The organism is Stenotrophomonas sp. GD03654, from assembly GCF_029845105.1.
Taxonomy (GTDB): domain Bacteria; phylum Pseudomonadota; class Gammaproteobacteria; order Xanthomonadales; family Xanthomonadaceae; genus Stenotrophomonas; species Stenotrophomonas africana.
The window spans coordinates 105,788-118,589 of sequence record NZ_JAOCLC010000003.1 but is presented as its reverse complement, the minus strand read 5'-3'; the positions used below and the strand labels follow the sequence as shown (position 1 = coordinate 118,589).

14 protein-coding genes are annotated in these 12,802 nt (G+C 66.1%); 13 read left to right on the top strand and 1 reads right to left on the bottom strand.

Annotation, left to right across the window (positions count from 1 at the left end):
• The first annotated feature begins 17 nt into the window (after positions 1-17).
• Genes N5J73_RS02385 through nth form a run of 3 tightly spaced genes read left to right on the top strand, consistent with a single transcriptional unit; the run spans position 18 to position 1,850 of the window.
• Complete coding sequence (locus tag N5J73_RS02385) at positions 18-800, top strand: enoyl-CoA hydratase-related protein (RefSeq protein WP_049446408.1); 783 nt, start codon at positions 18-20, stop codon at positions 798-800.
• 4 nt (positions 801-804) lie between these two features.
• Positions 805-1,158, top strand: coding sequence for a hypothetical protein (locus tag N5J73_RS02380; protein WP_049451459.1), 354 nt, complete (start codon positions 805-807; stop codon positions 1,156-1,158).
• The gene (gene nth / locus N5J73_RS02375; RefSeq protein WP_049444584.1) at positions 1,158-1,850 is read left to right on the top strand and encodes an endonuclease III; all 693 of its coding nucleotides are present in this window, start codon (positions 1,158-1,160) and stop codon (positions 1,848-1,850) included. Before N5J73_RS02380 ends, nth begins: the two co-directional genes overlap by 1 nt.
• Before the next feature lie 81 nt (positions 1,851-1,931).
• Here nth and N5J73_RS02370 read toward each other — a convergent pair whose 3' ends face one another.
• The gene (locus N5J73_RS02370; RefSeq protein ID WP_014036551.1) at positions 1,932-3,164 is read right to left on the bottom strand and encodes a porin; all 1,233 of its coding nucleotides are present in this window, start codon (positions 3,162-3,164) and stop codon (positions 1,932-1,934) included.
• Between the two features lie 551 nt (positions 3,165-3,715).
• Between N5J73_RS02370 and pstS (N5J73_RS02365) the strand changes: the two genes are divergently transcribed.
• The 10 genes from pstS (N5J73_RS02365) to N5J73_RS02320 all read left to right on the top strand — a co-directional run bounded on the left by pstS (N5J73_RS02365) (position 3,716) and on the right by N5J73_RS02320 (position 12,744).
• Positions 3,716-4,732, top strand: a complete 1,017-nt coding sequence (gene pstS / locus N5J73_RS02365; protein WP_049444582.1) for a phosphate ABC transporter substrate-binding protein PstS — start codon at positions 3,716-3,718, stop codon at positions 4,730-4,732.
• Positions 4,733-5,336: 604 nt separating this feature from the next.
• Positions 5,337-6,425 carry a phosphate ABC transporter substrate-binding protein PstS gene (pstS, locus tag N5J73_RS02360; RefSeq protein WP_049444212.1) on the top strand — a complete coding sequence of 363 codons (1,089 nt, stop codon included), beginning with the start codon at positions 5,337-5,339 and terminating at the stop codon, positions 6,423-6,425.
• 82 nt (positions 6,426-6,507) lie between these two features.
• Positions 6,508-7,476: a phosphate ABC transporter permease subunit PstC gene (gene pstC, locus N5J73_RS02355; protein WP_049444211.1), complete on the top strand. Its 969-nt coding sequence runs from the start codon at positions 6,508-6,510 to the stop codon at positions 7,474-7,476.
• The gene (gene pstA, locus N5J73_RS02350; protein WP_032127902.1) at positions 7,476-8,339 is read left to right on the top strand and encodes a phosphate ABC transporter permease PstA; all 864 of its coding nucleotides are present in this window, start codon (positions 7,476-7,478) and stop codon (positions 8,337-8,339) included. Before pstC ends, pstA begins: the two co-directional genes overlap by 1 nt.
• Before the next feature lie 19 nt (positions 8,340-8,358).
• Entirely contained in the window at positions 8,359-9,189 is an 831-nt protein-coding gene (gene pstB, locus N5J73_RS02345) for a phosphate ABC transporter ATP-binding protein PstB (RefSeq protein WP_005408788.1), read from the top strand.
• Positions 9,190-9,265: 76 nt separating this feature from the next.
• Complete coding sequence (phoU, locus tag N5J73_RS02340) at positions 9,266-9,973, top strand: phosphate signaling complex protein PhoU (RefSeq protein WP_049444209.1); 708 nt, start codon at positions 9,266-9,268, stop codon at positions 9,971-9,973.
• A 257-nt stretch (positions 9,974-10,230) separates the two neighbouring features.
• Positions 10,231-10,587 (top strand): hypothetical protein, encoded by a 357-nt coding sequence (locus N5J73_RS02335; protein WP_049444207.1) that lies wholly within the window; start codon positions 10,231-10,233, stop codon positions 10,585-10,587.
• The gene (locus N5J73_RS02330) at positions 10,574-11,449 is read left to right on the top strand and encodes a DUF692 domain-containing protein (RefSeq protein ID WP_049444205.1); all 876 of its coding nucleotides are present in this window, start codon (positions 10,574-10,576) and stop codon (positions 11,447-11,449) included. Before N5J73_RS02335 ends, N5J73_RS02330 begins: the two co-directional genes overlap by 14 nt.
• Positions 11,442-12,197 carry a putative DNA-binding domain-containing protein gene (locus tag N5J73_RS02325; protein WP_049451460.1) on the top strand — a complete coding sequence of 252 codons (756 nt, stop codon included), beginning with the start codon at positions 11,442-11,444 and terminating at the stop codon, positions 12,195-12,197. The genes N5J73_RS02330 and N5J73_RS02325 overlap by 8 nt, the downstream gene beginning before the upstream one ends.
• A gap of 25 nt (positions 12,198-12,222) precedes the next feature.
• Complete coding sequence (locus N5J73_RS02320; RefSeq protein WP_049448386.1) at positions 12,223-12,744, top strand: DoxX family protein; 522 nt, start codon at positions 12,223-12,225, stop codon at positions 12,742-12,744.
• Positions 12,745-12,802: the final 58 nt, after the last annotated feature.

The window sequence follows — 12,802 nt, the reverse complement described above, 5'->3', positions numbered from 1 at the left end:
GTTCCAGGAGTTTCCCCGTGGCCGATGCCCTGATCGCTGTCACCGACGACGGCGCCATCCGCACCGTGACCGTCCAGCGCCCGGACAAGCTCAACGCCTTGAATGCCGCGACCCTGCAGGCCCTGGCCGAGGCGTTCAGCGCCGCCGCTGCCGACCCGGACGTGCGCGTGGTGGTGCTGACCGGTGCCGGCCCGAAGGCGTTCGTGGCCGGCGCCGACATCGCTGAGATGAACACTCTCAGCGCGGTTCAGGGACGTGATTTCTCGCTGCTGGGCCAGGCCCTGATGCGCCAGATCGAGCGCATGCCCAAGCCGGTGATCGCGCGCGTGAACGGTTTTGCCTTGGGCGGCGGCCTGGAACTGGCGATGGCCTGCCACCTGCGCATCGCGGCCGATACGGCCAAAGTCGGCCAGCCGGAGATCAATCTCGGCCTGATTCCCGGCTTCGGCGGCAGCCAGCGCCTGCTGCGCCTGTGCGGCCGCGCCGCCACCCTGGAGCTGTGCCTGCTGGGTGCACCGATCAACGCCGCGCGTGCGCTGGAACTGGGCATCGTCAACGAAGTGGTGCCGGCCGACGCGCTGGACAACCGTGTGCAGGACGTCGCCCGCCAGTTGGCACGCTCGGCGCCGCTGGCCCTGCGTGGCCTGCTTGATGCCGTACACGTGGGTGGCGAATGCAGCCTGGAGGCAGGGCTGGAGTACGAAAGCGCGCAGTTCGGCCTGCTGTTCGCCACCGAGGACATGCGCGAAGGCACCAGCGCGTTCCTGCAGCGCCGTCCGCCGGCCTTCCAGAACCGCTGACGCCATGGCATCCCGACCCAACCCCGCGCAGCTGTTTGCCCGGGTCCAGGCAGACGATCTCGATGGCGCCCTGCAGGCCGGGCTGATGGACTATGTCGCCCGCGCCGACGACGAACAGCTGCTGCCCGGTCACCCGGACCTTCCGCGACGCCTGCAGCAGGCGCAGCAGCAATTGCATACGGCCTGGGCCGCACGCGAACGCTACCGTGCGCGTGCGGTGCGGCTGGCACGGCGCGAAGCCGAGCGCGATGCGCGCCGTACGCCGGCCCCGGCGCCGGACGTGAAACCCGCCCTGCCCGCCGCAGCCGCCGCCATCCTCGCCCGGGCCAAGGCCCGCGCCAGCGGCAAGGAGCAGTAATGGCCACCCTGAAGAAGACCGCACGCGCCCCGGCGCGGCGTGGCGGCACGATGCCGCGCGCCGACGTGGTGGAAATGTTCACCCGCCTGCGCGAACTCAATCCACACCCGAAGACCGAACTGGAGTACAGCTCGCCGTTCGAGCTGCTGGTGGCGGTCGCGCTGTCGGCGCAGGCCACCGACATCGGCGTCAACAAGGCCACGCGCCGTCTGTTCCCGGTCGCCAACACGCCGGCGAAGATCCTCGCCCTGGGGGAAGACGGCCTGAAGCAGTACATCGCCACCATCGGTCTGTTCAACGCCAAGGCGAAGAACGTGATCGCCACCTGCGCGATCCTGCTGGAGAAGCACGGCGGTGAAGTGCCGCGCGATCGGGATGAACTGGAAGCGCTGCCGGGCGTGGGCCGCAAGACCGCCAACGTGGTGCTCAACACTGCATTCGGTGAGCCGGTGATGGCGGTGGACACGCACATCTTCCGCGTCTCCAACCGCACCGGTCTGGCACCAGGCAAGAACGTGCGCGACGTGGAAGACAAGCTGGTGAAGGTGATTCCGGCCGAGTTCCTGCTCGACGCGCATCACTGGCTGATCCTGCACGGGCGTTATGTGTGCAAGGCGCGCAAGCCGGATTGCCCGGGCTGCGTGATCGCCGACCTGTGCCGGTTCAAGGAAAAGACCACGGCGGAGGCGTGACCGCGTTCATGGTGTGACAGAACAAAGACGGCGGGCACAAGGCCCGCCGTCTTTGCTTGTAGACAAGGGTGCTTCAGGAGATCAGAACGACAGGTCGCCCCAGACGCCGAATTCCTTGGTCTTGTCGTTCTTCTTGTCGCCGGCGTTGGCCAGGTGCGTGTACTTGTACACGGTCGACAGCTTGAGGTTCTTCATGACCGGGAACTCGACGCCGACGTTCCAGTACTTGTCGCTCAGGGTCGGGTCCAGCGTCTTGCTGACGTCGGTGTCATCGTAACGACCGAACACGTTGATGCCGCCGTCGGTGACGCGCACGCTGCCCCACACCGACCAGCCGCTGGTCTTGTCGGTGGCAACGGTCAGCACGTTGTTGAGGTTCTTGGCCTGGAAATACTCGCCGCCGACGCGGAAGTTGCTGTCGGCGTAGGCCACCATCGCGTTGGCGCGGGTGTAGGTGTTCTCGGCGCTCTGGATGTCGGTTTCCTTGCCCAGCTTGCCGCTGTAGCCGCCGACGGCGACCACGAAGTTCTCGTTCGGGGTGTAGGCCACGCGGCCTTCCACGTCCATGCCCTTGCTGCGGGTCGGGTTCTTGTAGCCGGCGCCGGACACGACCGACACGGCGTAGTTGAAGTTGTTGCCCAGGTTGCCGAAGCCATGCAGGCCCCAGTCAGACGAGTTGCCGTACTTCAGGCGGTCGGTCAGGGTGTTCTCGACATAGCGCATGCCGTAGAACTTCTCGACGTACGGGATCCACGGCATGTCGGCGGCACCGACGCGCAGGTTGAAGGCCGGGTCGAAGCTGCCCTGCACGTAGGCCTTCTTGACGAACAGTTCGGTGTTGCCGATGGCCGAGCTGTACTGGAAGTCGGTGGTCAGGTTGGCCGACCAGATGTCGTTGAACTTGTGGTCCACGGTCAGGTAGAAGCGCTTGACGTCCAGACCGGTGCCGCTGGCGGCGGTGTCCTTGCCGTTGCTGGTCTTGTCGATGTTGGTCAGGTCGAAGAACATGCGACCGCCAATCTTGTTGTCATTGACCAGCTTGGCCAGCTTGTCGACGCTGGTCTGGGTCTTCTGCGCACCTTCCAGGGCCTGGGCCTGGGTGATGTTCACTTCGGACTGCGCGTCGGACTGCGCCTGCAGCGCCTGCGAATCGTTCTGCAACTGCTGGACCTGGGCCTGCAGCGCAGCGATCTGTGCCTGCAGCTGCTGCAGCTGTGCCTGGGATACGCCCGAGCTGGCGGGGGCTGCGAAGGCGTCGGCGGAAACCAGACCGAGGCTTGCAACGACCGCGGCGGCGAGCAAATGGGAACGCATTTTGGATTTCTCCAGAGGGTTGGAATGGCTTGGGCAGAACGCCACGCCGGCAGGCCGGTCAAGCGTTTTGCGAACGTTCCGTTAAAACCATGACAGCCGAATGACAGATTGAGCACCAACCACAGATTTCTTCGTGCGGTCATGCGTACGACTCATTTGTGGCCACATGCGTGTCGATGCCTTGTGGCACAGGGCGTCACGTATCAGCGTCCCGGCCCGGGCCGATCGCCGCGCAGCCCTGACCTGCATCGATGGTTTCGTGTGGATGACGCGGCATCACTGCGGAATGCCGGGCCGGGACGGCATGACGACCACAGCGGACAGGTCATCAGCGACATATAGAACGTGATCGCAACCGGCTTACGTCCGTGTCCGGCGCAATGGTCATCACGTTGCCCGCGGTACGCAGAACCTTCACGCCCCTGCTGTACGGGCGCCGGGCAGCGCTGTAACGGCTGCGTCATACAACGGTCCCTGCGTTGTCATCGAACCGTTATGGAATGTGCGCCGGGCGGGTAACCCCGCATCCCAATCAACCCAGGAGCCACCCCGTGATCCACGCCTTCAAGTCGCGCGTTGCCGTTGCCGTCTTCGCAGCGTCGTCCGTGTTCGCCGCCAACGCCGCTGAAATCACCGGCGCGGGCGCCTCGTTCATCTACCCGGTGATGTCGAAGTGGTCGGCCGACTACAACGCCGCCACCAGCAACAAGGTCAACTACCAGTCGATCGGTTCCGGCGGCGGCATTGCGCAGATCAAGGCCAAGACCGTTGATTTCGGCTCGTCCGACGCCCCGCTGAAGCCGGAAGAACTGGCGGCGTCGGGCCTGGCGCAGTTCCCCTCGGTGATCGGCGGCGTGGTGCCGGTGGTCAACGTGGCCGGCATCGCCCCGGGCGCGCTGAAGCTGGACGGCACCGTGCTGGCCAACATCTTCCTGGGCAAGATCAAGACCTGGAACGACCCGGCCATCGCCGCGCTGAACCCGGGCGTGACGCTGCCGAGCGCCAAGATCACCGTCGTGCACCGTTCGGACGGCTCGGGCACCACCTTCAACTTCGTCAACTACCTGTCCAAGGTCAGCCCGGAGTGGAAGAGCTCGGTCGGTGAAGGCACCTCGGTCCAGTGGCCGGCCGGCATCGGCGGCAAGGGCAACGAAGGCGTTGCTGCCTACGTGAAGCAGATCAAGGGCGGCATCGGCTACGTCGAACTGTCCTATGCGCTGCAGAACAAGCTGTCGTACACCGCGATGAAGAATGCCGCCGGCCGCTTCGTGCAGCCGAGCGACACCTCGTTCGCCGCCGCCGCTGCCAGCGCTGACTGGGCCAGCGCCAAGGACTTCTACCTGGTGATGACCAACGCCCCGGGCGCCGAGTCCTGGCCGATCACCGCCACCAACTTCATCCTGGTGCACAAGAAGCCGAAGAACGCTGCCAACGGCAAGGCCACCCAGGAGTTCTTCCGTTGGGTCTACAAGAGCGGCGACGCCCAGGCCCGCCAGCTGGACTACGTGCCGCTGCCTGACAGCCTGGTCCGCCAGATCGAGACCTACTGGTCGCAGAACCTGAAGTAAGCGTTCCCCCGCAGGAACGGGATCGGCGGGTCCTCTCTCCCCTGCCGATCCCGCCCAGGGCGCGAGATCCTCGAGATCTCGCGCTCTTCTTGTTTTTTGGGGTTGGTCGTGAAGAGCGTTGCGCCTGCGCTGATCCATGGGGGAGTCGATGGGCCAGGGCGTGCAGGACACGCCGTAAACCCGTCCCTGGGGCTCGGCCACGGCATCCATGCCGTGGACGGTCCTGCACGCCCTTGCCCACCGCCTCTGGACAGTTCATCGCGGGCGCGGTGGGGTCATGGAAGGCAGGAGCAAAGGCAGGAGCGTTTGTAGAGCCGAGCCCACGCTCGGCTGGGTGCTGGAGCGTGCGGACCAACGGTCCGCACCTACCGAGGGCAGGGAGCAGTCGAGCATGGCTCGACTCTACAAGGGCCAACCGGCCGTCATATCGGTGCGCAGATCGGGGGTTTCCGGGCACCTGCCGGATCGGTGCCAACCCTGTGAAACCCTTGTCAGAACGTGATCCAGGGCACCTCTGTCATGGTCGTAATACGGCTGTAACAAAAACATCATTTCATAGCCGCATCCGCCGACGCCGTCGGCTCTACCCCGCTATGGAGTGACCATGAAACTGCACTCGGCCGGCCTTGCCGCCCTTTCCCTGGCCATCGCCCTGGGCCTGTCGGCCTGCGGTGGCGACAAGCAGGCCGCGCAGCAGCCGGCTGCCGACGGTGCCGCCGCTCCGGCCGCTGCCGCTGCCAAGGTGACCGCCGAAGTGTCCGGTGCCGGCGCTTCCTTCATCTTCCCGCTGGTCTCCAAGTGGTCGGCTGACTACAACGCCAGCACTGGCGCCAAGATCAACTACCAGTCGATCGGCTCGGGCGGCGGTATCGCCCAGATCAAGGCCGGCACCGTCGACTTCGGTTCCTCCGACAAGCCGCTGAGCAGCGAAGAGCTGGCCCAGGCCGGCCTGGCCCAGTTCCCGTCCGCCATCGGCGGCGTGGTGCCGGTGGTCAACATCGAAGGCCTGGAAGCCGGCAAGCTGCGCCTGAGCGGCGCCCTGCTGGCCGACATCTTCCTGGGCAAGGTCAAGACCTGGAACGACCCGGCCATCGTCGCCGCAAACCCGGGCGTGAAGCTGCCGGAAGGCAAGATCACCCTGGTTCACCGTTCGGACGGTTCAGGCACCACCTTCAACTTCTCCAACTACCTGTCCAAGGTCAGCCCGGAGTGGAAGAGCAAGGTCGGCGAAGGCACCTCGGTGCAGTGGCCGGACGGTGTTGGTGGCAAGGGCAACGAAGGCGTTGCTTCCTACGTGAAGCAGATCAAGGGCTCCATCGGCTACGTCGAACTGGCCTACGCGCTGCAGAACGGCATGCCGTACACCGCCATGCAGAACGCGGCCGGCAACTGGGTCGAGCCGAGCGCGGAAACCTTCGCCGCCGCGGCCGCCAGCGCCGACTGGGCCAGCGCCAAGGACTTCAACCTGGTCATCACCAACGCCCCGGGCGAGCAGGCGTGGCCGATCACCGCCACGAACTTCATGCTGATGCAGAAGCAGCCGAAGGACGCCAAGCGCAACCAGGACACCCTGGCCTTCTTCAAGTGGGCCTTCGAAAACGGCCAGGCCCAGGCCAACGAGCTGCACTACGTGCCGCTGCCGGCCGAACTGGTCAAGCAGATCGAGGCCTACTGGGCGACCGACCTGAAGTGATGGACACGACGGTGCCCGCCCCGCGCGGGCACCGCCTCTTCCACGCCGTGCCGCCCCGCCCCTTCCTGGCCCTGCCGTCCCCATGAATGCCATCGCCCAGCCTGTAGCAGCCCCGTCCACGCGTGATACGCGTGATGCCCGCAACGACAAACTGTTCCGATGGGTGCTGGTCGGCACCGTCATCTTCGTCCTGATCGCCCTGGCCTGCGCCGCACTGTCGATGCTGTGGGGCGGCCGCCATGCCCTGCAGATGCAGGGCCTGAGCTTCTTCTTCTCCGCCGACTGGAATCCGGTCGAAAACAAGTTCGGCGCCCTCGCCCCGATCTACGGCACCCTGGTCACCGCGCTCATCGCGATGGTCATCGCCGTGCCGGTCAGCTTCGGCATCGCCTTCTTCCTCACCGAAGTCGCGCCGCGCTGGCTGCGTGGCCCGGTCGGTACCGCCATCGAACTGCTGGCCGGCATTCCCTCGATCATCTACGGCATGTGGGGCCTGTTCGTGCTGGTACCGGTGATGACCGAGTACGTCACCCCGTTCCTCAACGAGACCCTGGGCGAATGGCCGATCATCGGCCCGATGTTCCAGGGCCCGCCGCTCGGCATCGGCATGCTCACCGCCGGTTTCGTGCTGGCCATCATGGTCATTCCGTTCATCTCCTCGGTGATGCGCGAAGTGTTCCTGACCGTGCCGACGCGCCTGAAGGAATCGGCCTACGCGCTGGGCTCCACCAAGTGGGAAGTGAGCTGGGACATCGTCCTGCCCTACACCCGCTCGGCGGTGATCGGCGGCATCTTCCTCGGCCTCGGCCGCGCCCTGGGCGAAACGATGGCGGTGGCCTTCGTGATCGGCAACAGCGTGCGCCTGTCGCCGTCGCTGCTGGAACCGGGCACCACCATCGCCGCGCTGATCGCCAACGATTTCGGCGAAGCCACTGAAACCTACCGCTCGGCGCTGCTGCTGCTCGGCTTCGTCCTCTTCATCGTCACCTTCGTGGTGCTGGCCATCGCCCGCCTGATGCTGATGCGCCTGTCCCGCAAGGAGGGCAACTGATGTCCACCACCGCTGATTCGCTGTACCTTCGCCGCCGCATCGGCAACGTCGTTGCGATCACCGCTTCCTGCGCCACCGCGCTGTTCGGCCTGTTCTTCCTGGGCTGGATCCTGTTCACCCTGGCCTCGAAAGGCCTGGCCGGCATCAACTGGGATCTGTTCACCAAGATGACGCCGCCGCCGATGCAGGAAGGCGGCCTTGCCAACGCCTTCTTCGGCAGTGCCGTGATGTGTGCGCTGGCGATCGGCATCGGCACGCCGCTGGGCGTGCTGGCCGGTACCTGGCTGGCCGAGTACGGCAACGCCCGCAAGGCCGGCACCGTGGTCCGCTTCGTCAACGACATCCTGCTGTCGGCCCCGTCCATCGTGCTCGGCCTGTTCGTCTATACCCTGTACGTGATGCAGACCGGCGGCAACTTCTCGGCGTTCGCCGGTGCCCTGTCGCTGGCATTCATCGTGCTGCCGGTGGTGGTGCGCACCACCGACGAGATGCTGCGGCTGGTGCCCTCGCAGATGCGCGAAGCGGCCCTGTCGCTGGGTATCCCGCAGTGGAAGGTGATCGTGCAGGTGCTGTACCGCAGTGCCTCGGCCGGCATCATCACCGGCATCCTGCTGGCGCTGGCCCGCATTTCCGGCGAGACCGCGCCGCTGCTGTTCACCGCCTTCGGCAACCAGTACTGGAACAACAACATCTTCCAGCCGATGGCCTCCGTGCCGGTGGTGATGAACCAGTTCGCCGGCAGCCCGTATGAATCCTGGCAGGTCCTGGCCTGGGCCGGTGCCCTGGTGCTGACTGTCTTCGTGTTGCTGGTCAGCCTTGCCGCCCGCGGCATCCTGCTGCGCAACCGTATCTCCCATGACTGACCTTTCCGTGGATAACGCCATGAACGACCTTTCCAACGCCGTGCCGATGCAGCGCATCGCCGTGCCGTCCTCGCACGAGAGCCTGCACACGCCGTCGCCGGTGAAGCTGGCTGCGCGTGGACTGGACTTCTACTACGACAAGTTCCATGCCCTGAAGGGCATCAACCTGGAGATTCCGGAAAAGCGCGTGACCGCGCTGATCGGTCCCTCCGGTTGCGGCAAATCGACCCTGCTGCGCATCTTCAACCGCATCTACGCGCTGTACCCGAAGCTGGAAGCGCGCGGTGAAGTGCTGCTGGACGGCGAGAACATCCTGTCGCCGAAGTACCCGATGAACCGCCTGCGCAGCAAGGTCGGCATGGTGTTCCAGAAGCCGGTGCCGTTCCCGATGACCATCTTCGAGAACGTCGCCTACGGCATCCGCCACCACGAGAAGCTGAGCAAGGCCGACATGGCCGACCGCGTCGAGCAGGCGCTGCGCCAGGGCGCGCTGTGGGACGAAGTGAAGGACAAGCTGGGGCAGAGCGCGCTGGGCCTGTCGGGTGGCCAGCAGCAGCGACTGTGCATCGCCCGTGCCGTGGCGCTGCGCCCGTCGGTGCTGCTGCTGGACGAGCCGACCTCGGCGCTGGACCCGATTTCGACCAGCCGCATCGAGCAGCTGGTGGAAGAGCTCAAGCACGAGTACACCATCGTCATCGTTACCCACAACATGCAGCAGGCCGCGCGCGTGTCCGACTACACCGCCTTCATGTACCTGGGCGACCTGATCGAGCATGACCGCACCGAAGTGATCTTCTCGCAGCCGTCGCAGCGGCAGACCGAAGACTACATCACCGGTCGCTTCGGCTGAAACGCCAGTCGAGCGAGGCTCGGCTCTACAGACAACGCCAGTCGAGCATGGCTCGACTCTACAGAGTGGAACAACCATGAACCTTCCCAACGACCACATCGTCAAGAGCTACGACGAAGAGCAGCAGCGCCTGGTGGCCGAAATCGTGCGCATGGGCGAGATGGCCGTCGCCCAGCTCGAAGCGGCGATGGACGTGATCGAGAAGCGCGACGAGAACGCTGCCCATCGCATCATCGCCAACGACGAAGCGATCGATGCGCTTGAGCAGCAGATCAGCCACGACGTGATGCGCCTGGCGCTGCGTGGCCCGATGGCGCGCGACCTGCGCGAGATCCTGGCGGGCCTGCGCATCCCGGCCGACATCGAACGCATCGGTGACTATGCAGCGAACGTGGCCAAGCGTTCGATCGCGCTGGGCAAGGTCCCGCCGCTTCCGCAGATCCAGGGCCTGCGTGCGCTGGGCCGCCTGGCCGCGCAGCAGGTGCGCCGCGCCATTGCCGCCTACCGCGACAACGACGCCGATGCCGCGCTGGAACTGCGCGAGGACGATGCCCGCCTGGACGCGCAGTACACCGCGCTGTTCCGTGAGCTGCTGACCTACATGATGGAAGACCCCCGCAACATCACCCCGTGCACGCACCTGCTGTTCATGGCCAAGAACCTGGAGCGCGTGGGCGACCACGCCACCAACATCGCCGAGAACGTCTGGTTCCTGGTGCACGGCGAGCAGCCGCTGCCGCCGCGCGAGAAGCGCGACGAGACCTCCAGCACCGGGCAGATCTGACGCTGCACTGCAACACCAGAGTTGGATCCAGGGTGGCCGCTGTCCTTGTGACGGCGGCCTTATTTTTTGGGGTATTCCCCCGCATTGTGGGCGCCGGGCTTGCCCGGTGCGAACCTGCCGGATGCTTCTGTAACAAACCTCACGAAAATTTGAGTTCTTGGCGAGGATTCGTTGAGTAGGATCGCTGCACCATCGTTTCCACCGGCATCCCCGCCGGTCACCCGGGCACCCGCCCACACCACCCAGGAGCACGACCGATGAGCAGTTCCAACAAGACCCTGTCCCTGCTGACTGCTACCGCCCTGGCCGCCGGCCTGGGCATGACCGCCAGTGCCTCGGCCCTGAGCATGAGCGACCTCGCCCAGGGCTACCTGGTGGCCGGACAGGCAGCCAAGGCCAGTACCGAGGCCAAGGCCGCCGACACCAAGATGGCCGCTGACGCGACCAAGCATGCCGAAGGCAAGTGTGGCGCCGACGGCAAGACTGCCGAAGGCAAGTGTGGCGCCGACAAGGGCAAGGCTGCCGGTGCGGCAGCTGGCGCCAAGGCCAAGACCGGCGACAAGAAGGCGGCCGAAGGCAAGTGTGGCGAAGGCAAGTGCGGTGCCAAGCACTGACGTCCGCGCCAGCGTCGTCAGCCCGCGGTCGCCGCTTCGTGCGGCGGCCGCAGGGTTGGGGCTGCGCCGGGCGCTGTTGCAGGAGCTGCGTGATGCACCGGCCGGCGACTTCGATTTCCTCGAATGCGCGCCGGAGAACTGGATTCACGTCGGCGGTCCCGCCGGTGATGCACTGGCCGAACTGGCGCAGCGCCATCCGTTGAGCTGCCACGGCCTGTCGTTGTCGCTGGGCGGCAGCGCGCCGCTGGACACCCGTCTACTGGAACAGATCGGCCAGTTCCTGGAGAAGCACCGCGTGCCGCTGTACAGCGAGCACCTGAGCTACTGCAGCGACGACGGACACCTGTACGACCTGCTGCCGATTCCGTTCACCGACGAAGCGGTGCGCCATACCGCCGCACGCATCGCCCGCGTGCAGGACCTGCTGGGTCGCCGCATCGCGGTGGAAAACGTGTCCTACTACCTGGCACCGGAACCGGCGATGGACGAACTGGCCTTCACCCTTGCCGTGCTCGCCGAGGCCGACTGCGACCTGTTGCTGGACGTCAACAACGTCTACGTCAACGCCTGCAACCATGGCTACGACGCCCACACCTTCATTGCCGGGCTGCCCGCTGAGCGCATCGTCTGCCTGCACGTGGCCGGGCACCTGGACGAGGCACCGGACCTGAAGATCGATACCCATGGCAGCGCGGTGATCGATCCCGTCTGGGACCTGCTGGCGGGTACCTACGCGCGCATCGGCCCACGCCCCACCCTGCTCGAACGCGATTTCAATTTTCCGCCCTATGCAGAACTGCAGGGCGAACTGCAGACCATCCGCCGCCTGCAGGCCGCACACGCCGGGGCTGCACATGGCTGACGCCACCGACACCCTGCGCGCGCAGCAGCACGCGTTCACTGCCCATCTGCGCGATCCGGAGAGCGTGCCGCCACCGGCCGGCCTGGAGCCACGCCGGGTGGCGGTGTACCAACGGCTGCTGTTCAACAATCTGCTCGGCCTGTTGAGCAACGGCTTCCCGGTCTGCGTGCGCCTGCTCGGCGAACCGGCCTGGAGCGGACTGGTGCGCCAGTACTTCGCGACCCATCGCTGCCAGACGCCGCTGTTCACCGAACTGGCCGCCGAATTCGTGGAGTGGCTGCAGGCGCAGCCACAGCTGCCGCACCCGGCGTTGGCCGAACTTGCTCATTACGAGTGGGTGGAAACCGCGCTGTACCAGCTTCCTGCCGAGCCGCTGCCGGTGCCAGGTGACATCGACCCGCTGCGGGTGCCGCTGCAGCGCTCGCCGCTGGCGTGGCCGCTGCTGTACCAGTGGCCCGTGCACCGGCTTGGTGCCGGGGACGCACCGTCACAACCGCCGGCAGAACCGACCGGCCTGCTGGTCCGTCGCGAGGCCGATGGCGAGGTGCGCTTTGCCGTACTCAGCCCACTGGCGGTGTACCTGCTGTCCAGCATCGGCGAACACCCCGGCCTCGATGGTCATGCCTACCTGCAGCAGCTAGCTGCTGCGCACGGCCTGGCCGATGACGCGCTGGCCCTACCCGGTGCTGCGCTGCTGCAACAGTTCCTGCAGGCCAGCGTGATCGGCCCGCTCGCAGTCCCCAGCTGACGCCCCTTCCCCCGGAGAACCACCTATGAACCTCCCGACCCTGGCCACCGCGCGCGGCCAGCTGGACCGTCTCGCCCCCTGGTTGGCCCCGCTCGGCCTGCGCCTGCTGCTGGCCTGGGAATTCTTCGAATCCGGCCGCGAGAAACTGCACGGGCAGAACTGGTTCGCCGATCTGCAGGACGCCTTCCCGTTCCCGTTCGACCAGCTGCCGGCTGCCCTGAACTGGCAGCTCGCCACCTGGTTCGAACTGATCGGCGCGGCCTGCCTGCTGGTTGGCTTCGGCACCCGGTTTGCCGCAGCCAGCCTGCTGGTGCTGACCATTGTGGCGACCTATGCAGTGCATTGGCCGATGGAGTGGAACTCGCTGGCCGACCTCGCCATGGGCTATGCGATCACTGACCAGGGCTTCGGCAACTTCAAGCTGCCGGTGCTGTTCATGGCGATGCTGCTGCCACTGATCTTCACCGGCGCCGGCAGACTGAGCGTGGATGCATGGTTGGCGCGGTGGTCTCCCTCGGCCACACCTGCGCAGCCAGTGGTTCGGTAGGTGTCGACCCTGGTCGACACACGCCCACGCCGGGAACCCATGCACAGAAGGCTGGCCG